Here is a 20,935-nt window from a genome sequence, read left to right as displayed (position 1 = left end):
CTTCCGTTATGACTGGAAAGAGCAGCGGCGCGCAGTGGCTGTCCCGCTACTCTTCCTCGCTGCTGGGCGTCTTCGGCACCCCGCAGCGTGTGCTGGTCCGGGGCGCCGGCTGCCTCGTCTGGGACGCCGACGGCAAGGAGTACCTGGACCTGCTCGGCGGGATCGCGGTCAACGCGCTCGGCCACGCGCACCCGTTCGTCACCTCCGTGATCTCCAGCCAGCTCGCCACCCTGGGCCACGTCTCCAACTTCTTCACCAGCCCCACCCAGGTGGCCCTGGCCGAGAAGCTGCTGGAGATCAGCAAGGCGCCCGCGGGCTCGAAAGTATTCTTCGCCAACTCGGGAACGGAAGCGGTCGAGGCGGCCTTCAAGCTCGCCCGGCGCAATGCAGGCACGGACCAGACGCCGCGCACCAAAATCATCGCCCTCGAGGGCGCCTTCCACGGCCGCACCATGGGCGCCCTCGCGCTGACCTCCAAGGAGGCCTACCGTGCACCGTTCGCGCCGCTTCCCGGCGGCGTCGTGCACGTGCCCTTCGGCGACATCGAGGCCCTCCGCGCCGCGATCGACGACACCACCGCCGCCGTCTTCCTCGAACCGATCCAAGGCGAAGCCGGCGTCCGCCCGCTGCCCGCCGGCTATCTGAAGGCGGCCCGCGAGGCCACTACCGCCGCCGGCGCGCTGCTGATCCTGGACGAGGTCCAGACCGGCATCGGCCGCACCGGCAAATGGCTGGCCAGCGAGGACGCCGGGATCGTCCCGGACGCCGTGACCCTCGCGAAGGGCCTCGGCGGCGGCTTCCCGATCGGCGCCCTGCTCACCTTCGGCCCCGAGGTGTCCGCCCTGCTGTCCGCCGGCCAGCACGGCACCACCTTTGGCGGAAACCCGGTGGCCACCGCGGCGGCCCTTGCCACCCTGCACGTGCTGGAAAACCAGCAGGTTCTCGCCCACGTCCGGGAGGTGGGGGAGCACCTGCGCTCCGGCCTCGCCGCAATCGACGGCGTCACCGAGGTCCGCGGCGAGGGCCTGCTGATCGGCTTCGACCTCGACGCCGACGTCGCCCCCGCCGTCGTCGCGGCGGGACTCGACGCCGGATTCATCCTCAACAGCCCCGGCCCGCACACCATCCGGCTCGCGCCGCCGCTGATCCTCTCCAAGGAGCAGTCCGACCGCTTCCTCGCCGCGCTGCCGGCCCTCCTCCGGACCGCAAAGGACGCCCAGTGACCGCCTCCATGAATGCACCTGAAACGTCGGCGGGGCCTACCCGCCACTTCCTCAAGGACACGGACCTCACCCCGGCCGAGCAGGCCGAGGTCCTGGACCTCGCGGTCCGGATGAAAGCCGCGCCCTACAGCGTCCAGCCCTTCGCCGCGGAGGGCAGCGGCCGCAAGACCGTTGCCGTGATCTTCGACAAAACCTCCACCCGCACCCGCGTCTCCTTCGCCACCGGCATTGCGGACATGGGCGGCAACGCGCTCATCATCAACCCGGGCGAGGCGCAGATCGGCCACAAGGAATCGGTCGAGGACACCGCCAAGGTCCTCGAACGTATGGTGTCGACCATCGTGTGGCGGACCGGCGCGCACGCCGGCCTGGTCGCGATGGCGGAAAACTCCGGCGTCCCGGTCATCAACGCCCTGTGCGACGACTACCACCCCTGCCAGCTCCTGGCCGACCTGCTGACCGTCAAGGAGCACAAGGGCGAGCTGGCGGGCCTGACCATGAGCTACCTCGGCGACGCGGCCAACAACATGGCCAACTCCTACCTGCTGGCCGGCGTCACCGCCGGCATGCACGTGCGCATCGCCGGCCCGGAGGGCTACCTTCCCGCCGCGGAGATCGTCGCCGCCGCCGAGGAACGAGCCGCCCAGACCGGCGGCTCGGTGCTCGTCACGGTCGACGCCGCCGAGGCGCTCCGCGGTGCCGACGTCGTCGCCACCGACACCTGGGTGTCGATGGGCCAGGAGGACGAGAAGGAAGCCCGGCTGCAGCTGTTCCGCGACTACTCCGTCGACGAGGACGCGATGAAACTCGCCGCCCCCGACGCCGTCGTGCTGCACTGCCTGCCGGCCTACCGCGGCTACGAAATCGCCGCCGGCGTCATCGACGGCCCGCAGTCCGTGGTCTGGGACGAAGCCGAAAACCGGCTGCACGCCCAGAAGGCCCTGATGGCCTGGCTGATGCACCGCTCCGGCCTGGCCGTGGTTGAAGGACTCGGCTAATGTCCATCCAGCCCGCCGCCCAGGGGGCCAGCCCGGCCACCAAAACGGCCCGGCAGGCGCGGATCACCGCGATCCTCACCGGCGAATCCGTCCGCTCACAGGCCGAACTCGCGGCGCTGCTCGCGGACGACGGCGTCCAGGTCACCCAGGCCACGCTCTCCCGCGACCTCGTGGAACTCGGCGCCGTCCGGGTCCGCGGCAAGGACGGCGTGCTCGTGTACGCCGTGCCGGGGGAGGGCGGCGAACGCGGCGCCAAGTCCGGGGTAACCCAGGAAATCCTCGACGCCCGGCTCGCGCGGCTCTGCGGCGAACTGCTCGTCACGGCCGAGGCGTCCGCGAACCTCGTGGTGCTCCGGACCCCGCCGGGGGCCGCGAACTTCCTGGCCCTCGCCATCGACCACTCGGTGATGCCCTCGATCCTCGGCACGATCGCCGGGGACGACACCGTGCTGCTGGTCACCCGTGACCCGGCCGGCGGCGCCGCCGTCGCCGCCCGCTTCCTGCAGCTGGCCGAAGAAGCCGGCCAATGACCTTCCCCGTGAACTTTCACCAGACAACCAAGAACCAACAACTAAGGAGCATTTGAAGTGACTGAGCGTATTGTGCTGGCCTACTCCGGTGGCCTGGATACTTCCGTAGCCATCGGCTGGATCGGTGAAGCGACCGGCGCCGAGGTCATTGCCGTGGCGGTCGACGTCGGACAGGGCGGCGAGTCGCTGGAGACCATCCGCCAGCGTGCCCTGGGCTGCGGCGCCGCCGAGGCCTACGTGGCCGATGCGTCGGACGAGTTCGCCAATGAATACTGCATGCCCACGCTGCAGGCCAACGCCCTCTACCAGGGCCACTACCCGCTGGTCTCGGCCATCTCCCGCCCGGTGATCGTCAAGCACCTGGTCAAGGCCGCCCGCGAATTCGGCGCCACCACCGTGGCGCACGGCTGCACCGGCAAGGGCAACGACCAGGTCCGCTTCGAGGTCGGCATCCAGACCCTGGGCCCGGACCTGAAGTGCATCGCCCCGGTCCGCGACCTCGCCCTGACCCGCGACAAGGCCATTGCCTTCGCCGAGGAAAAGGGATTGCCGATCGAGACCACCAAAAAGAACCCGTACTCGATCGACCAGAACGTCTGGGGCCGCGCCGTCGAAACCGGCTACCTCGAGGACATCTGGAACGCCCCCACCAAGGACATCTACGACTACACCGCCACCCCGGAATTCCCGCCGGCCCCGGATGAAGTCACCATCTCCTTCGAAGCCGGCATCCCGGTCGCGATCGACGGCGTCAAGGTCACCCCGCTGCAGGCCATCAAGGAACTGAACCGCCGCGCCGGCGCCCAGGGCGTCGGCCGGATCGACGTCGTCGAGGACCGCCTCGTCGGCATCAAGTCCCGCGAAATCTACGAGGCCCCCGGCGCGATGGCGCTGATCACTGCGCACAAGCACCTCGAGGACATCACGATCGAGCGCGAGCAGGCCCGCTTCAAGGCGACCGTCGGCCAGCGCTGGGCCGAGCTGGTCTACGACGGCCAGTGGTTCTCCCCGCTCAAGCGCTCCCTGGACGCCTTCATCCTGGACACCCAGCGCTACGTCTCCGGCGACATCCGCATGGTGCTGCACGGCGGCCAGGCGATCGTCAACGGGCGCCGCTCCGAGACCTCGCTCTACGACTTCGACCTCGCCACCTACGACACCGGCGACACCTTCGACCAGTCGATGGCGCGCGGCTTCATCGAGCTGTGGGGCATGTCGGCCAAGGTTGCCTCCGGCCGCGACATCCGCGTCGCCGGTAAGTAATGGCGTCCGCAACCAACGAAGGTGCGCTGTGGGGCGGCCGGTTCGCCGGCGGCCCCGCGGACGCCCTTGCGGCGCTGAGCAAGTCCACGCACTTCGACTGGCGGCTGGCCCGCTACGACATCGCCGGGTCCAAGGCGCACGCCCGCGTGCTGCACACGGCCGGGCTGCTGGACGACGCCGAACTCGCGGGCATGCTCGACGCCCTGGACCGGCTGGATGCGGACGTCGCCTCCGGCGCGTACACCCCGGCCGAGTCCGACGAGGACGTGCACGGCTCGCTGGAGCGCGGCCTGATCGAGCGCGCCGGAACCCAGCTCGGCGGCAAGCTCCGCGCCGGCCGGTCCCGCAACGACCAGGTCGCCACCCTGGGCCGGATGTTCCTGCGCGACCACGCCCGGATCATCGCCCGCGGTGTGCTCGCCACGATCGACGCGCTCATCGGCCAGGCCAAGGCCCACCAGGGCGTGGCCATGCCCGGCCGCACCCACCTTCAGCATGCCCAGCCGGTCCTGCTCAGCCACCACCTGCTGGCCCACGCCTGGGCGCTGCTGCGCGATGTGCAGCGGCTGGAGGACTGGGATAAGCGCGCGGCGGTATCGCCCTACGGCTCCGGCGCCCTCGCCGGGTCCTCGCTCGGCCTGGACCCGGAGGCCGTCGCGGCGGACCTGGGCTTCAACTCGGCCACCCACAACTCGATCGACGGCACCGCCTCCCGCGATGTCTTCGCCGAGTTCGCCTGGGTCTCGGCCATGATCGGCGTGGACCTGTCCCGGGTCTCGGAGGAAGTGATCCTGTGGGCAACGAAGGAGTTCTCCTTCGTGACACTGCACGATTCCTACTCCACCGGCTCCTCGATCATGCCGCAGAAGAAGAACCCGGACGTGGCGGAGCTGGCCCGTGGCAAGGCCGGCCGGCTGATCGGCGACCTGACCGGGCTGCTCGCCACCCTCAAAGGCCTGCCGCTCGCTTACAACCGCGACCTGCAGGAGGACAAGGAACCGGTCTTCGACGCCGCCGACACCCTGGAGCTGCTGCTTCCGGCCGTGTCCGGCATGATCGCGACGCTGAAGTTCAACACCGAGCGGATGGAATCGCTGGCACCCCAGGGCTTCGCGCTGGCCACGGACATCGCCGAGTGGCTGGTCCGTCAGGGCGTGCCGTTCCGCGAGGCGCACGAGCTCTCCGGCGCCGCCGTGAAGCAGGCCGAAAGCCGCGACGTCGAACTCTGGGACCTCACGGACGAGGAATACGCCGCCATCTCGGAGCACCTGACCCCGGAGGTCCGCACGGTCCTGTCCACCGATGGCTCGCTCAACAGCCGGAACTCCCAAGGCGGCACCGCGCCGGCCGCCGTCGAGCGCCAGCTGCTGGCCCTCGAAGGCGAGCTCGACGCCGTCCGCGGCTACGCGGGCTAGCAACCAGACGCTCCCTCACTTCGGACGGCGTTTCCACTGACGCTCCTGCAATTCCTGCAGGAGCGTCGGTGTGTTTCCTGCCAAAGGTGAGGGAGCGTTGTGCGTTCGCGGCCGAACAGCACTCGGTAGCATGACGGGATGAGCGAATCGTTCCGCCAGTTCCTGCGGTCCCTGCCCGATTTCCCGGAGGTACTCCCTGACTTCGACCCGGAAACGGCGCCCGAGGACCCCGCCGAGCTGTTCCGGCAGTGGCTCGCCGAAGCGCTGGCCGCCGGGGTTCCGCAGCCCAACGCCTGCAGCCTGGCTACCGCGGACGGGCAGGGGCGGCCGTCCTCGCGAATGCTGATCCTCAAGGACATCGACGCCGACGGCTGGCACTTCGCTACCTCCCGCGAGTCCCGAAAGGGGCGGGAGCTGAGCGCCAACCCGAATGCGGCGCTCAACTTCTTCTGGCAGCAGCAAGGCCGCCAGGTCCGCGTTGCCGGGGACGTGGTGGTGCTCTCCGCGGAGGCGTCCGCCGCCGACTGGCACGCCAGGCCCGGCGCCGACGGCAGCGAAAATCCAGCCTGGCAGCTCTATGCCTTGCGTCCGAGGGAGCTGGAATTCTGGCAGGCCCGGCATGACCGAGGGCACATCCGGCACCGCTACGGGCCGCGCTGAACGGCAAGCCCAGTTAATCAGGGTTAATCCGGGCGCTCAGTTAGGATGGGCGCCATGACTTCAATCACCCCGGAAAACCTGCCGGACGAACTCCGCCGCGCCGCCGACGTCGTGACCGGAATCGCCGCGAAACTAACGGACGCGGACGTCACGGCCGCCTCGGAGCTTCCCGGTTGGACCCGCGGCCACGTCCTGGCCCACGTCGCCGGAATCGCCAACGCGATGGCCCGCCAGCTCGAATACGCGGCACGCGGCGAAAAGATCGAGCTCTACGACGGCGGCTTCGAGGGGCGCAACCGCGCCATCGAACTCAGTGCCGGCCACGGCGCCGAGCAGCACCGCGGCGCCGTGACCGCCGCCGTCGGCCGCGCTCTGGCAGCGTTCGGCGCACTCGACACGGCAGGCTGGCAGGCGCCCATCACCTTCCGAGACGGCGTGGTGTTCGACGGCGGCCTGGCGCTCTGGCGCGAACTCACCATCCACGCCACTGACCTCGGCACAGGCCGCGGACCGGAAACCTGGAGCCGCCACTTCTGCGAGCACCTCTTCGAATTCCTGGCCGCCCGGGTGCCGGAGGGGGAGAGGTTCGTGCTGCAGCCGCTCGGCCTGCCGTCCGTCGCGCTCGGCGCCGCGGGCGGGCGCTCGACCGTAATCAACGGCATGCTCACAGATATCGCGGCGTGGCTCGCCGGGCGCACCCCCACCCTGGGCAGCCTGCGCGCCACGGCCGCAGCCGACGGCGTTGAGCTGCCGGCGCTGCTGCCCTGGCCCGCGGGTGTCCCCGTGACCAAGTAGGCCCACTCGAGCCAGGGGTGCTTGATTAGGCCTGCGGCACCGGCGCCAGCTGCCGTTCGCGGGCCAGCAGGCTCTCCTTGATCGCGAGCCCCCAGCGGAAGCCGCCCAGGCTCCCGTCGGTGCGGATCACGCGGTGGCACGGCACAAACAAGGCAGCCGCGTTGAAGGCGCAGGCACTGGCCGCTGCCCGGACCGCCTTGGCGTTGCCCGAGAGTTCCGCGTACTCGGTGTACGTCACCGGATGCCCCGGGGCGACGGTCCGGAGCATGTCCCAGGCGTGGCTGCGGAACGGACCGGACTTCTGCAGCACCGGCACGTCCATGGCGGCCCCGGGGTTGCCGGCGTAGAACTCCTCGACGGCGGCCGAGATCCCGCCCAGCTCCGCGACCGGTTCGTAGCCGCCGGGGAGCAGCTCGGCGTGGATTTGGCCGGTGAGTTCGCCGGGCACCGCGGTCCAGCCGGAGGCCAGCACGGCGCCGTCGCGGGCGATGATGGTGAACGGGCCGTCGGGCGTGTCCATGGTCAAGAGCTGGGCGTTCATTGCGTCACTTTCTTCGGGGAGAGTTTCTCGATGCGGGCTGCGGACTGGACCGCGGCGGCCGCGCGCCAGAGGTGCATGGTGGCGTAGGAACGCCAGGGGCTGAGCTCCCGGAAATCGGGCGAGAGCGCAACGGGTGGCAACGAATCCGGGGAGAGCGATTCCGGGGCGGCCGCCTGGGCGAGCGAGCGGATACCGTTACGGACCGCCGCGTCGTTGGCCAGGAACACATCAGGGGCGCCGATCACCCGCATCGCGACGTACCCCACCGTCCACGGTCCGACGCCGGGCAGCGGCAGGAGCTTGGCCTGCAGCCCGGCCAGGTCGTCGCCGTAGCCGAAGTCCAGCTCACCCGCGGCCATCGCCGCTGCGGCGCCGCGGATGGAATCGATCCGGCGCTGCGGCCCGCGGAGCAACTGGAACCCGCTGTCCGCGATCTCGGCCGCCGTCGGGAATATCCCGTGCAGTCCGTCCGCTGGCACCAGGCTCGCGCCGCCGCACGCGGAAAGCTGGACCAGGGCCGTCCTGGCTGCGGCCACGGTGATCTGCTGGCCGATCATGGCGCGGATCAGCAGTTCCTGCGGATCGACGGCGCCCGGCATCCGCATCCCCGGCACGGCCGCGACACTGGCTGCCAGGCGCGGGTCGGCCCCCAGCGCCCCGTCGATGGCGACCGGGTCGGCGTCGAGGTCCAAGAGGCGGCGGACCCGGCTCAGCAGCGAGGCCAGATCCCGCAGGTCCACGGCCCCTATGCTGAGCCTGATCGGGCGTCCCGGAGCGTCGGCTTCGTACTCCACCCGGAAACGTGCGTCCCCGTGGGCCAGCCGAAGCGTCCGGGCGTAGGAGGTGGACGTGCCTTCCTCGATGCCGGGGATGGCGCGGACGGCCAGGAACTCAAAGACGCCCGGATCAAACGGCTCCCGGTAAGGCAGGTTCAGCGTCAGGGCAGTGGAGGACGCCGCGGTCCGGGCCGGCGCGTGCTGGTGCCGGGCTGTGGCCCGCAGCTCCGAGGGGGTCATGGCGAAGACTTCAGCGATGGTCTCGTTGAACTGGCGCACGCTGCTGAACCCGGCGGCGAAGGCGATGTCGGCGGCCTTCATCGGGGTGGAGACCAGCAGGGTGCGGGCGGTCTGGGCGCGGCTGGCCCGGGCCAGGGACAGCGGGCCGGCGCCGAGTTCGTGGCTGAGGATCCGGTTGAGCTGGCGCGAGGAGTAGCCCAGCCGAGACGCCAGCCCCTCGACGCCGTCGCGGTTGATCACGCCGTCGTTGATCAGCCGCATGGCGCGGCCGGCAAGGTCCGAGCGAAGGTTCCAGGCCGGCGTGCCGGGGACGGCCTCGGGCAGGCAGCGCTTGCAGGCCCGGTAGCCGGCGTCGTGCGCGGCAGCGGAGGTCTCATAGAACGTGACGTTGTCCGCCTTGGGCGTCCGTGCGGGGCACGAAGGCCGGCAGTAGATGCCGGTGGTCCGGACAGCGGTGTAGAACTGCCCGTCGAAACGAGTGTCCCGGGCGTCGATCGCCCGGTAGCGCTGCCAGAAGTCCATGGCTCCATCCTGCCAGCTTCCAGCCGGTCACTGCTAGCGGAAATCGGACACGGCCGTGGAGGCCCGGCCGCAGCCAGCCGCCGTGGGTTTGTTAAAGTCGGAGGATGGATTCGCGCCTGACGCCTGACGCCCTGCGCGGGCTGCTGTCCGCCGACGCCCGCACCGTGGCGCCGCAGCTGCTCGGCGCGGTGCTCACACACGAAAGCCACGGCGGGCCGGTGGCAGTGCGGATCACCGAGGTCGAGGCCTACCTGGGGCCGGAGGACTCGCTCCACCCGGATCCCGGCTCGCACACGTTCCGAGGCCAGACCCGCCGGAACGCCCCGATGTTCGGCCCCGCCGGCCACCTCTACGTGTACTTCACCTACGGCATGCACCACTGCGCCAACATCGTCTGCGGACCCGAGGGGGTAGCCTCCGCCGTGCTGCTGCGCGCCGGGGAGGTCGTAGCGGGGGAGGAGCTGGCCCTGGCCCGGCGACCGACGTCGAAGGCCCCCAAGGACCTGGCCAGCGGCCCCGCCCGCTTCGCCACCGCCCTGGGACTGACGACGGCGGACAGCGGCCGCGACGCGCTCGGTGCCCCATTCCGGCTCGAGCTCCCGGACAAACCGTCGACAGAAATTAGCTCCGGGCCGCGGGTGGGCGTCTCCGGCGCCGGCGGCACCGACGACTACCCCTGGCGCTTCTGGCTCAGCGGCGACCCGACCGTCTCCCGTTACAAGGCCGCGAAGGTCCGGACGGCGTAACCGGCAGGAACCGCAAACGGGGCCAGACGTGACCGCAGGCCCTCGCGCACCCCGGGCCACTCCCCGGCAAGGATCGAATATACGGCGGTGTTCGAGCGCCCGCCATCCTGGGCAGCCCGGTATCCGCGCAGGACCCCCTCGAACTGGGCGCCCAGGCGCTGGATCGCGGCGGCACTGCGCACGTTGGTGGCGTCGCAGCGGAAGCCGACACGGTGCACTCCAAGCACCTCGAAGGCGTAGCCAAGCAGCATGCTCTTACTCGCCGCGTTGACGTGGCTGCCCCAGAACTGGCGGCCGAAGAACGTGCCGCCGATCTCGATCCGATTTTGCGTGGGGAAATAGTCGCAGAGCGAGGTGGCGCCCAGCAGCGCCCCGGTCCGCTGGTCCGTCACGGCGAACGGAATAACGGATGGGTCCTTGAGCCGCGCACGGAACAAATCGGCCAGCTCCGCGGCGTCCCTCGGCCGGGCCGCGGCCATGCCGGCCCACAGCTGCGGATCCACAAAGTCAAAGAGCGCCGACGCGTGCCGCGGCGAAAGCGGAACCGCGCAGACGCCGTGGCCGGACAAGGAAATGTCGTGCTGCATTGCAGTATTGAATCACCGCGGCCGGACCCGGGAAACGGCAAAACGGAGCCCTCCTCATGAACAGTTGGCAACGCCCGGGTGGCCGGGCGTGCTGCCCGGCCCGACCCGCGGCTTGGCCACCGCGTAAGGTGGACGGGTGAATCCAAGCCGACACGTACCCCAAACCAACCCCGCCGGGCAGCCCGGCCAGACCGCCCCCAGCGCCGCCAGCGTGCCGGTGCAGGAGCTGATTGCCAGCCTGTGTGCCACCGTCCCGGACTATCCCAAGCCCGGCATCGTCTTCAAGGACCTGACCCCGGTCTTCGCCGACGGCGGCGCGCTCAAGGCCATGGTGGACGCGCTGGTTGAGCCCTTCCGCGGACAGTTCGACGCCGTCGCCGGCGTGGAAGCCCGCGGCTTCCTGCTCGCCGCAGCCGCGGCCTACGCGACCGGGACCGGGGTCGTCACCGTCCGCAAGGCCGGCAAGCTGCCGCGCGAGGTCGTCTCGGAGGACTACTCGCTGGAGTACGGCACCGCCACCCTGGAGCTGCACAGCGCGGATCTGGTGCCGGGCACCCGGGTGCTGATTCTCGACGACGTCCTCGCCACCGGAGGCACGCTGGGCGCGGCCGCCCGCCTCTTCGAACGCTGCGGCGTCGAGGTGGCCGGCGTCGGTGTGGTGATGGAACTCGCCGAACTGAACGGACGCGACGCCCTGGCCGGACACCGCGTCCACGCCCTGCTGGGCCTGTAGCCGGAGGCCGGTCCGCACGCCCCGGCCTCCGGGGCCTTGGTCTGGACGGGTGCCGCCGCCTCGGTAGAATGCCTGACAAAAAGTGCAGCCGGAAGAAAACCGACATATTTCGGGAGCGTTAACCGAAATCGCTGTAGAATGGTTGGTCTGTCTTTTTCGATAGGGGAACGCTCGATGCACGACGCTGATTTGGCCCATGAACGCGACTATGTGGCCGGCTTGTACGCCCGGCTGGATGAGCTGCGGGCGGAAAAGCGCGCCCAGCTGGCCCAGGTCCGCCGTGCCGGCGCCGTGGGCACCATGCAGAACGTCTCCGAGCGGGACGCGTTCGCCGCACTATACGAGGACCGCCTGGCCCAGCTGGACGCGGTCGATGACCGCCTCGTGTTCGGCCGCCTCGACCTGGACTCCGGCGAGGCCCAGTACATCGGGCGGATCGGCCTGACCACGGAGGACCTGCAGCGGCTAATGGTGGACTGGCGGGCCCCCGAGGCCGGCCACTTCTACCAGGCCACGGCTTTCGACCGGCAGGGCGTGCGCCGCCGCCGGCACCTGATCCTGCAGGGCCGCGAGGTCAAGGCGATCGAGGATGACGTGCTCGACGCCGACCTGCTGGCGGACAACGACTCCCTGCAGGGCGAGGGCGCACTGCTTGCCGCGTTGAACTCCAAGCGCACCGGCCGGATGTCGGACATCGTCGGGACCATCCAGTCCGAGCAGGACCGGATCATCCGCTCCTCGATCTCCGGCGCCCTGGTGGTCCAGGGCGGGCCCGGCACGGGCAAGACCGCCGTCGCGCTGCACCGCGCGGCCTACCTGCTCTACACCCACCGCGACCGGCTCAAGACTGCCGGCGTGCTGCTGGTCGGCCCGTCTTCGTCGTTTATGAATTACATCGAACGGGTGCTGCCGTCCCTGGGTGAGACCGGTGTTGTTATGGCCAGCCTGGGCCGGCTGATGCCGGGCATCCACGCCGTCGCCGAGGACGACGCCGATGTCGCGGCGATCAAGGGCCGGCTCGACATGGCCGAGGTGGTGGCCAACGCCGTCGCCAACCGGCAGCGGATCCCGGCCGAAAACCGCATCCTCGAGGTGGACGGCCGCAAACTGGTGCTGACGCCGCGCCAGGTGCGCCGTGCCCGGGAAAAGGCGCGCGCTACCGGCAAGCCGCACAACGAGGCCCGGGTCTCCTTCGTCAAGATCCTGCTGCGGGAACTCACCGAGCAGATGACCGAGCTGGTCGAGGCCGGCAACATCGGCAACAACGCCGACCGCTCCTACCTCGCCGAGGACGTCCGCTCGGCGAGGGACGTCCGCGTGGCCCTGAACCTGTGCTGGATGCCGATGACACCGGAAAAGCTGGTGGGGGAACTGCTCAGCAAGCCCGCCATCCTGGCGGCCTGCACCCCGGACCTCAGCCAGGCCGAGCGCGACTTGCTGCTGCGGCCCGCCGGTTCGCCGTGGACCGAGGCCGACGTGCCGTTGCTGGACGAGGCAGCGGAACTCCTTGGTGAACTGGACCCGGCCGCCGGCCGCGGCCTGGCCCAGCAGGAGCACGACCGAGCCCGGGACCTGGCCAACGCCAAGCAGACACTGGTCAACATGGAAACCGCCGGCGTCGATGTGCTGATCTCGGCCGAGGAACTGGTGGACCAGAACCAGGAGCGCGAGGGCCGGCTGACCGCGGCCGAGCGCGCCACGAGCGACCGCACCTGGGCATTCGGGCACATTGTGGTGGACGAGGCGCAGGAGCTGTCGCCGATGCAGTGGCGCCTGCTGGTGCGCCGCTGCCCGTTGAAGTCCTTCACGATCGTCGGCGACATCGCCCAGACCAGCTCGGTGGCCGGTGCCAAGTCCTGGCAGAGCGCCCTGGCCCCGATGTTCGGGGACCGCTGGCAGCTTGAGGAACTCACCGTCAACTACCGCACCCCGGCCCAGATCGCCGAGGCGGCGGCCCGGATGGCCAACGCCGCCGGACTCGTCGTCTCCGCCCCCAAGGCCGTCCGCGACGGCCGCTGGTCACCGGTGATCGACCGGGTCAAGCCCGGCACCATCGTCGACCGGCTCCTGGAGGTCCTCCCCGAGGAGCTGGACGCGCTCGACGGCGGCCTGCTGGCGGTCATCGCCGACGGCGGGCTCCTGCCGGAGGCCACCGCCGCGCTGCGCGGCGCCTACGGACGCCGCGTCGGCACCGGGGCGGGCAGCTACGAGCAGGACATCGTGGTGATCAGCCCCCGCGAGGCCAAGGGACTGGAGTTCGACGGCGTTGTGGTGCTGGAACCGTCCGCCATGCTCAACCACGAACACGGCAAGGTGGGGGATCTGTACGTGGCGATGACCCGGCCCACCCAGCGCCTGCGCCTCATCGCCGCCGCCGGCGTGCCGGCCGGCATCGAAGACGAAGGCCGCGGTCCGCGCAGCTAGCCCCTTGGTGTCCAGCCTTGGGCGTGACGGGACGTGCCGTTCCGTCACGTCCCGGGGAGGGACCTTCGGGCCCGGGCGTTCCTGCTAACTTAGATTCCGTGTCCCAGCTAAATGATCTCCAGTCCCAGCAGAACGACCCCGGCTTCGCCAACATCTGGCAAGAGCTGAAATGGCGCGGCCTCGTCCACGTGTCCACGGATGAGGCGGAGCTGGAGAAGCTGCTCGCCGGCGACCCCGTGACCTACTACTGCGGCTTCGATCCCACGGCGCCCAGCCTGCACCTCGGCAACCTTGTGCAACTGATGCTGATGCGCCGGCTCCAGCTGGCCGGGCACAAACCCCTGGGGCTGGTGGGAGGTTCCACCGGGCTGATCGGTGACCCCCGGCAGACCGCTGAACGCGTGCTCAACACCCCGGAGACCGTGGCCGAATGGGTCGGCCGGCTGCAGGGCCAGGTCCAGCGCTTCCTCAGCTTCGAGGGCGAGAACGCGGCCCGGATGGTCAACAACCTCGACTGGACCGCTCCGCTGAGCGCCATCGATTTCCTGCGCGGGATCGGAAAGCACTTCCGCGTAGGCACCATGATCAAAAAGGACATTGTGGCCACCCGCCTGAATTCCGATGAGGGCATCAGCTACACCGAGTTCAGCTACCAGATCCTGCAGGGCATGGACTACCTGCAGCTGTTCCGCGACTACGGCTGCGTGCTGCAGACCGGCGGCTCGGACCAGTGGGGCAACCTCACCAGCGGCACGGACCTGATCCGCAAGGTGGAGGGCAAGCACGTGCATGCCCTGGGCACCCCGCTGATCACCAACGCGGACGGCACCAAGTTCGGCAAGAGCGAGGGCAACGCGATCTGGCTCGACGCCGAGATGTGCAGCCCTTACGCCTTCTACCAGTTCTGGCTTAACACCGCCGACTCCGACGTCGCCGCGCGGCTCAAGGTCTTTACCTTCCTCAGCCGCGCCGAGATCGAAGCCCTCGAAGCCTCGGTCGCGGAGCGCCCGTTCGCCCGCGAAGGCCAGCGCAAACTCGCCTACGAGGTGACTTCGCTGGTGCATGGCGTGGAAGCTACGGAGAAAGTCATCGCGGCCTCGGCTGCCGTGTTCGGCGGGGGAGACCTGACGGTCCTGGATGCAGCAAGCCTGCAGGCAGCGACCGCGGAGCTGCCGTCCGCCACCGTTGACGGGTCCGGCCTCGGCATCATCGACCTGCTGGTGGCCACCGGGCTGTCCGAAAGCAAGTCCGCTGCCCGGCGGACCGTCGGCGAGGGCGGCGCCTACGTGAACAACACCAAGATCTCGGACCCCGACGCCGTCATCGCCCCCGCGGAACTTCTGCACGGCCGGTTCCTGCTGCTGCGCCGCGGCAAGAAGAACCTGGCAACCGTGGAGGTTTCCGGCGTCTAGCAGGCATGTACCCCGGGCCCGGTTACGTCCCCAGCACGCTCTTCTCCGGCCGATTTGCACGGCCGGAGGGGAGCGTGTAATGTTTTCTGAGTCGCCGCCGCTGAGTGGTGACAAACCCCAACAAAGAGAAGCAATTCTTCTTGCAGACAATGCGGGAAATCGAAATTGCTTCGCATTTTGCTGGGCGGATTCGCTTCGACGAGGTGAAATTCGGGAAAACTTCCGGGTTTGCAAAGTGGAAATGAATGAAATAAGCTAAATACATCGCAGCGAAGAAAAACGAAGCAAATGAATTCACGAAGTAAATTGTTTCGGCAAATATTCGAATGTGTCTGTTGTTTGAGAACTCAATAGTGTGCCAAGTTTGTTGATACCAATTTATTGTATTGAATTGGTTGATTGTGCCGGATTGTCCACCCCGTGGATGGTCTGGTGTTTTTAGCTGGTTTCAAATTTTGTGCAGTGTTTGTTCCCGTTTTCCCGGGGGCGGATGCTGTGTCTGTTTTACTTCAACGGAGAGTTTGATCCTGGCTCAGGATGAACGCTGGCGGCGTGCTTAACACATGCAAGTCGAACGATGATCCTCACTTGTGGGGGGATTAGTGGCGAACGGGTGAGTAACACGTGAGTAACCTGCCCTTAACTCTGGGATAAGCCTGGGAAACTGGGTCTAATACCGGATATGACTCCTCATCGCATGGTGGGGGGTGGAAAGCTTTTTGTGGTTTTGGATGGACTCGCGGCCTATCAGCTTGTTGGTGAGGTAATGGCTCACCAAGGCGACGACGGGTAGCCGGCCTGAGAGGGTGACCGGCCACACTGGGACTGAGACACGGCCCAGACTCCTACGGGAGGCAGCAGTGGGGAATATTGCACAATGGGCGCAAGCCTGATGCAGCGACGCCGCGTGAGGGATGACGGCCTTCGGGTTGTAAACCTCTTTCAGTAGGGAAGAAGCGAAAGTGACGGTACCTGCAGAAGAAGCGCCGGCTAACTACGTGCCAGCAGCCGCGGTAATACGTAGGGCGCAAGCGTTATCCGGAATTATTGGGCGTAAAGAGCTCGTAGGCGGTTTGTCGCGTCTGCCGTGAAAGTCCGGGGCTCAACTCCGGATCTGCGGTGGGTACGGGCAGACTAGAGTGATGTAGGGGAGACTGGAATTCCTGGTGTAGCGGTGAAATGCGCAGATATCAGGAGGAACACCGATGGCGAAGGCAGGTCTCTGGGCATTAACTGACGCTGAGGAGCGAAAGCATGGGGAGCGAACAGGATTAGATACCCTGGTAGTCCATGCCGTAAACGTTGGGCACTAGGTGTGGGGGACATTCCACGTTTTCCGCGCCGTAGCTAACGCATTAAGTGCCCCGCCTGGGGAGTACGGCCGCAAGGCTAAAACTCAAAGGAATTGACGGGGGCCCGCACAAGCGGCGGAGCATGCGGATTAATTCGATGCAACGCGAAGAACCTTACCAAGGCTTGACATGAACCGGTAATACCTGGAAACAGGTGCCCCGCTTGCGGTCGGTTCACAGGTGGTGCATGGTTGTCGTCAGCTCGTGTCGTGAGATGTTGGGTTAAGTCCCGCAACGAGCGCAACCCTCGTTCCATGTTGCCAGCGCGTAATGGCGGGGACTCATGGGAGACTGCCGGGGTCAACTCGGAGGAAGGTGGGGACGACGTCAAATCATCATGCCCCTTATGTCTTGGGCTTCACGCATGCTACAATGGCCGGTACAAAGGGTTGCGATACTGTGAGGTGGAGCTAATCCCAAAAAGCCGGTCTCAGTTCGGATTGGGGTCTGCAACTCGACCCCATGAAGTCGGAGTCGCTAGTAATCGCAGATCAGCAACGCTGCGGTGAATACGTTCCCGGGCCTTGTACACACCGCCCGTCAAGTCACGAAAGTTGGTAACACCCGAAGCCGGTGGCCTAACCCCTTGTGGGAGGGAGCTGTCGAAGGTGGGACTGGCGATTGGGACTAAGTCGTAACAAGGTAGCCGTACCGGAAGGTGCGGCTGGATCACCTCCTTTCTAAGGAGCACCTACAATGCTCATCACCGGACGCATGTCCTGTGGTGGTGTTGTCAGGAGTACGCCCGTTGCGCAGACGCAAGTTCTGCGGCGGGTGCTCGCGGGTGGAATATCAACAAATAGCGGCCGCTGCGTTTTCTCCGGCACCCAGTACGGATCCCCACTTGTGTGGTTCCTGGAACGGTGTTTGAGGGTTCGGGCGGTTTAGTGTTTGGCACACTGTTGGGTCCTGAGACAACAGGACCGGTTGCCGCCACCCCTTGGGTGGTGGTGTCCGGGACTTGTGTTTCTGGTTTCCCGGCTGCGACGAACACGCACTGTATGGGTCCTTTTGGGGGTCTGAGTGTGTGGGGTGTGTGGTACGGGGTTGTTGTTTGAGAACTACATAGTGGACGCGAGCATCTTTTATAAGAAGCAATTTCCAAGAATATGAACCTGGATCTGGCTGTGCGTGATGGTGTCACCCTTTTGGGGTGGTGTTGTTGGGTGTGGTTGGTTTTGTGGTTCTCTCGAAATTACTCCTTGATCTTTTGTGGTCAAGTTTTTAAGAGCACACGGTGGATGCCTTGGCATTAGGAGCCGAAGAAGGACGTAGGAATCTGCGATAAGCCTGGGGGAGTCGATAACCGGACTGTGATCCCAGGGTGTCCGAATGGGGAAACCCCGCCAGACGCGCGAGTGATCTGGTGACCCGCATCTGAACACATAGGGTGCGTGGAGGGAACGCGGGGAAGTGAAACATCTCAGTACCCGCAGGAAGAGAAAACAATAGTGATTCCGTTAGTAGTGGCGAGCGAACGCGGATCAGGCTAAACCGTTCCATGTGTGAATAGCCGGCGGGCGTTGCATGGTCGGGGTTGTGGGACTTTCCGTTCTGTCTCTGCCGGGACAGTGGGGTGAGAGCATGTGCATAGGTGAACGGTCTTGAAAGGCCGGCCAGAGAGGGTGTGAGCCCCGTAACCGAAATGTTGTGTGCCGCCTGGGAAGTATCCCAAGTAGCACGGGGCCCGAGAAATCCCGTGCGAATCTGTCAGGACCACCTGATAAGCCTAAATACTCCCTAATGACCGATAGCGGACCAGTACCGTGAGGGAAAGGTGAAAAGTACCCCGGGAGGGGAGTGAAACAGTACCTGAAACCGTGTGCTTACAATCCGTCGGAGCAGCCTTGTAGTTGTGACGGCGTGCCTTTTGAAGAATGAGCCTGCGAGTTAGTGTTACGTCGCGAGGTTAACCCGTGTGGGGAAGCCGTAGCGAAAGCGAGTCTGAACAGGGCGTTGCAGTGGCGTGATCTAGACCCGAAGCGAAGTGATCTACCCATGGCCAGGTTGAAGCGACGGTAAGACGTCGTGGAGGACCGAACCCACTTCAGTTGAAAATGGAGGGGATGAGCTGTGGGTAGGGGTGAAAGGCCAATCAAACTTCGTGATAGCTGGTTCTCCCCGAAATGCATTTAGGTGCAGCGTTGCGTGTTTCTTACCGGAGGTAGAGCTACTGGATGGCTAATGGGCCCTACAAGGTTACTGACGTCAGCCAAACTCCGAATGCCGGTAAGTGAGAGCGCAGCAGTGAGACTGTGGGGGATAAGCTTCATAGTCGAGAGGGAAACAGCCCAGACCACCAACTAAGGCCCCTAAGCGTGTGCTAAGTGGGAAAGGATGTGGAGTTGCGAAGACAACCAGGAGGTTGGCTTAGAAGCAGCCATCCTTAAAAGAGTGCGTAATAGCTCACTGGTCAAGTGATTCCGCGCCGACAATGTAGCGGGGCTCAAGTACACCGCCGAAGTTGTGGCATTCAGATATTAGCTAAGCCCTTGTGGTTCAGGCGTCTGGATGGGTAGGGGAGCGTCGTGTGGGCAGTGAAGTCGCGGTGGAAACCAGCGGTGGAGCCTACACGAGTGAGAATGCAGGCATGAGTAGCGAAAGACGGGTGAGAAACCCGTCCGCCGAATGATCAAGGGTTCCAGGGTCAAGCTAATCTGCCCTGGGTAAGTCGGGACCTAAGGCGAGGCCGACAGGCGTAGTCGATGGACAACGGGTTGATATTCCCGTACCGGCGAAAAACCGCCCATGCTGAACAGGGGATACTAACCGCCCGAGACCTGCCCGATCACCCTTGTGGTGTGAGGGTTTTGGTGGAGCGCGGGACCTGATCCTGGGAGGCAAGCGTATTAACAGGTGTGACGCAGGAAGGTAGCCGAGCCGGGCGATGGTTGTCCCGGTCTAAGGATGTAGGGCGAACGGTAGGCAAATCCGCCGTTCATGATGCCTGAGACCCGACGGGACCCCCGTATGGGGGGATTCGGTGATCCTATGCTGCCTAGAAAAGCATCGACGCGAGGTTTTAGCCGCCCGTACCCCAAACCGACACAGGTGATCAGGTAGAGAATACTAAGGCGATCGAGAGAATTATGGTTAAGGAACTCGGCAAAATGCCCCCGTAACTTCGGGAGAAGGGGGGCCCCTATCGTGATGGACACTGGCTGTCCGGAGCGTGCAGGGGCCGCAGAGACCAGGGGGAAGCGACTGTTTACTAAAAACACAGGTCCGTGCGAAGTCGCAAGACGATGTATACGGACTGACTCCTGCCCGGTGCTGGAAGGTTAAGAGGACCGGTTAGCCGCAAGGCGAAGCTGAGAATTTAAGCCCCAGTAAACGGCGGTGGTAACTATAACCATCCTAAGGTAGCGAAATTCCTTGTCGGGTAAGTTCCGACCTGCACGAATGGAGTAACGACTTCCCCGCTGTCTCAACCATAAACTCGGCGAAATTGCAGTACGAGTAAAGATGCTCGTTACGCGCAGCAGGACGGAAAGACCCCGAGACCTTTACTATAGTTTGGTATTGGTGTTCGGAGTGGCTTGTGTAGGATAGGTGGGAGACGTTGAAGCCCGGACGCCAGTTCGGGTGGAGTCATCGTTGAAATACCACTCTGGTCACTTTGGACATCTAACTTCGGCCCGTAATCCGGGTCAGGGACAGTGCCTGATGGGTAGTTTAACTGGGGCGGTTGCCTCCTAAAAAGTAACGGAGGCGCCCAAAGGTTCCCTCAGCCTGGTTGGCAATCAGGTGTCGAGTGTAAGTGCACAAGGGAGCTTGACTGTGAGAGAGACATCTCGAGCAGGGACGAAAGTCGGGACTAGTGATCCGGCGGTACATTGTGGAATGGCCGTCGCTCAACGGATAAAAGGTACCTCGGGGATAACAGGCTGATCTTGCCCAAGAGTCCATATCGACGGCATGGTTTGGCACCTCGATGTCGGCTCGTCGCATCCTGGGGCTGGAGTAGGTCCCAAGGGTTGGGCTGTTCGCCCATTAAAGCGGTACGCGAGCTGGGTTTAGAACGTCGTGAGACAGTTCGGTCCCTATCCGCTGCGCGCGCAGGAAATTTGAGAAGGGCTGTCCTTAGTACGAGAGGACCGGGACGGACGAACCTCTGGTGTGTCAGTTGTACTGCCAAGTGCACCGCTGATTAGCTACGTTCGGATGGGATAACCGCTGAAAGCATCTAAGCGGGAAGCTCGCTTCGAGATGAGATTTCCATACACCTTGCGTGTGAGAGGCCCCCAGCCAGACCACTGGGTTGATAGGCCGGATGTGGAAGCGAGGACTAACGACTCGTGAAGCTGACCGGTACTAATAGGCCGATAACTTACACCACACACCCCTCCCCGCAAACGTTCCTTCAAAAGCGTTTGCATCCAGGGAAGGGTACAAAGAAACAAGATACGCTTGCGTCCACTATGTGGTTCCCAAACAACAAACCCGCCACGGGCACGTTGCTAACGGAACCAAAACAACTGAATACAACACCACAAGTTGTAACCACCAGATTTCCCACCCCGGGAAAACCCTCACACAGGGCCGCCAGGGGTGCGGACACAGGGTTACGGCGGTCATAGCGTGGGGGAAACGCCCGGTCCCATTCCGAACCCGGAAGCTAAGACCCACAGCGCCGATGGTACTGCACCCGGGAGGGTGTGGGAGAGTAGGTCACCGCCGGACAACCATTACAGCCAGGCCCCGACACACCGTGTCGG

Annotated in this window: 15 protein-coding genes and 3 rRNA genes; 14 read left to right on the top strand and 4 right to left on the bottom strand. The window is 65.7% G+C overall.

The window, feature by feature from the left end; all coding sequences use genetic code 11:
• Positions 1-8 precede the first annotated feature (8 nt).
• The 7 genes from AC6I9V_RS02300 (at position 9) to AC6I9V_RS02270 (ending at position 6,884) form a co-directional block, all read left to right on the top strand.
• Positions 9-1,223 (top strand): acetylornithine transaminase, encoded by a 1,215-nt coding sequence (locus tag AC6I9V_RS02300; protein ID WP_497898180.1) that lies wholly within the window; start codon positions 9-11, stop codon positions 1,221-1,223.
• Positions 1,224-1,231: 8 nt separating this feature from the next.
• A complete protein-coding gene (gene argF / locus AC6I9V_RS02295) occupies positions 1,232-2,221 on the top strand; it encodes an ornithine carbamoyltransferase (RefSeq protein WP_497900235.1) in 990 nt (329 codons plus the stop codon).
• Complete coding sequence (locus AC6I9V_RS02290) at positions 2,221-2,751, top strand: arginine repressor (protein WP_497898179.1); 531 nt, start codon at positions 2,221-2,223, stop codon at positions 2,749-2,751. Before argF ends, AC6I9V_RS02290 begins: the two co-directional genes overlap by 1 nt.
• 57 nt (positions 2,752-2,808) lie before the next feature.
• Positions 2,809-4,014, top strand: coding sequence for an argininosuccinate synthase (locus AC6I9V_RS02285; protein ID WP_349413839.1), 1,206 nt, complete (start codon positions 2,809-2,811; stop codon positions 4,012-4,014).
• Complete coding sequence (argH, locus tag AC6I9V_RS02280) at positions 4,014-5,429, top strand: argininosuccinate lyase (RefSeq protein ID WP_349413838.1); 1,416 nt, start codon at positions 4,014-4,016, stop codon at positions 5,427-5,429. The genes AC6I9V_RS02285 and argH overlap by 1 nt, the downstream gene beginning before the upstream one ends.
• A gap of 138 nt (positions 5,430-5,567) precedes the next feature.
• Positions 5,568-6,089, top strand: coding sequence for a pyridoxine/pyridoxamine 5'-phosphate oxidase (locus AC6I9V_RS02275; RefSeq protein WP_497898178.1), 522 nt, complete (start codon positions 5,568-5,570; stop codon positions 6,087-6,089).
• Between the two features lie 54 nt (positions 6,090-6,143).
• Positions 6,144-6,884, top strand: a complete 741-nt coding sequence (locus AC6I9V_RS02270; protein ID WP_349413835.1) for a maleylpyruvate isomerase family mycothiol-dependent enzyme — start codon at positions 6,144-6,146, stop codon at positions 6,882-6,884.
• Between the two features lie 25 nt (positions 6,885-6,909).
• On the opposite strand, the gene AC6I9V_RS02265 is transcribed toward AC6I9V_RS02270, so the two are convergent.
• Positions 6,910-7,425 carry a methylated-DNA--[protein]-cysteine S-methyltransferase gene (locus AC6I9V_RS02265; protein ID WP_349413834.1) on the bottom strand — a complete coding sequence of 172 codons (516 nt, stop codon included), beginning with the start codon at positions 7,423-7,425 and terminating at the stop codon, positions 6,910-6,912.
• Entirely contained in the window at positions 7,422-8,963 is a 1,542-nt protein-coding gene (locus tag AC6I9V_RS02260) for a DNA-3-methyladenine glycosylase 2 family protein (protein WP_497898177.1), read from the bottom strand. Before AC6I9V_RS02260 ends, AC6I9V_RS02265 begins: the two co-directional genes overlap by 4 nt.
• A gap of 104 nt (positions 8,964-9,067) precedes the next feature.
• Here AC6I9V_RS02260 and AC6I9V_RS02255 point away from each other — a divergent pair, with 104 nt between their 5' ends.
• Positions 9,068-9,709, top strand: a complete 642-nt coding sequence (locus AC6I9V_RS02255) for a DNA-3-methyladenine glycosylase (RefSeq protein WP_497898176.1) — start codon at positions 9,068-9,070, stop codon at positions 9,707-9,709.
• Here the strand turns inward: AC6I9V_RS02255 and AC6I9V_RS02250 are convergent.
• Positions 9,679-10,296: a GNAT family N-acetyltransferase gene (locus tag AC6I9V_RS02250; RefSeq protein ID WP_497898175.1), complete on the bottom strand. Its 618-nt coding sequence runs from the start codon at positions 10,294-10,296 to the stop codon at positions 9,679-9,681. The genes AC6I9V_RS02255 and AC6I9V_RS02250 overlap by 31 nt on opposite strands.
• Positions 10,297-10,507: 211 nt before the next feature.
• Here AC6I9V_RS02250 and AC6I9V_RS02245 point away from each other — a divergent pair, with 211 nt between their 5' ends.
• The 3 genes from AC6I9V_RS02245 to tyrS all read left to right on the top strand — a co-directional run bounded on the left by AC6I9V_RS02245 (position 10,508) and on the right by tyrS (position 14,865).
• Positions 10,508-11,029 (top strand): adenine phosphoribosyltransferase, encoded by a 522-nt coding sequence (locus AC6I9V_RS02245; protein WP_497900234.1) that lies wholly within the window; start codon positions 10,508-10,510, stop codon positions 11,027-11,029.
• Positions 11,030-11,203: 174 nt separating this feature from the next.
• On the top strand, positions 11,204-13,453 hold the full coding sequence (locus AC6I9V_RS02240; RefSeq protein ID WP_349413830.1) for a HelD family protein: 2,250 nt from the start codon (positions 11,204-11,206) through the stop codon (positions 13,451-13,453).
• A 98-nt stretch (positions 13,454-13,551) separates the two neighbouring features.
• Positions 13,552-14,865 (top strand): tyrosine--tRNA ligase, encoded by a 1,314-nt coding sequence (gene tyrS, locus AC6I9V_RS02235; protein ID WP_497898174.1) that lies wholly within the window; start codon positions 13,552-13,554, stop codon positions 14,863-14,865.
• 22 nt (positions 14,866-14,887) lie between these two features.
• Here the strand turns inward: tyrS and AC6I9V_RS02230 are convergent, their stop codons facing one another.
• Positions 14,888-15,163: a hypothetical protein gene (locus AC6I9V_RS02230; RefSeq protein WP_497898173.1), complete on the bottom strand. Its 276-nt coding sequence runs from the start codon at positions 15,161-15,163 to the stop codon at positions 14,888-14,890.
• Between the two features lie 211 nt (positions 15,164-15,374).
• Between AC6I9V_RS02230 and AC6I9V_RS02225 the strand changes: the two genes are divergently transcribed.
• The 3 genes from AC6I9V_RS02225 (at position 15,375) to rrf (ending at position 20,900) form a co-directional block, all read left to right on the top strand.
• Positions 15,375-16,897: ribosomal RNA gene (locus tag AC6I9V_RS02225) — 16S ribosomal RNA — on the top strand.
• A 534-nt stretch (positions 16,898-17,431) separates the two neighbouring features.
• Positions 17,432-20,556, top strand: a 23S ribosomal RNA gene (locus AC6I9V_RS02220).
• A 227-nt stretch (positions 20,557-20,783) separates the two neighbouring features.
• A 5S ribosomal RNA gene (rrf, locus tag AC6I9V_RS02215) occupies positions 20,784-20,900 on the top strand.
• Together the 16S, 23S and 5S rRNA genes form the textbook arrangement of a ribosomal RNA operon.
• The last annotated feature ends 35 nt before the right edge of the window (positions 20,901-20,935 follow it).

The sequence above is a fragment of the Arthrobacter sp. SlRoot2-15 genome (assembly GCF_059739345.1).
This window is presented reverse-complemented; position numbering and strand designations above follow the sequence as displayed.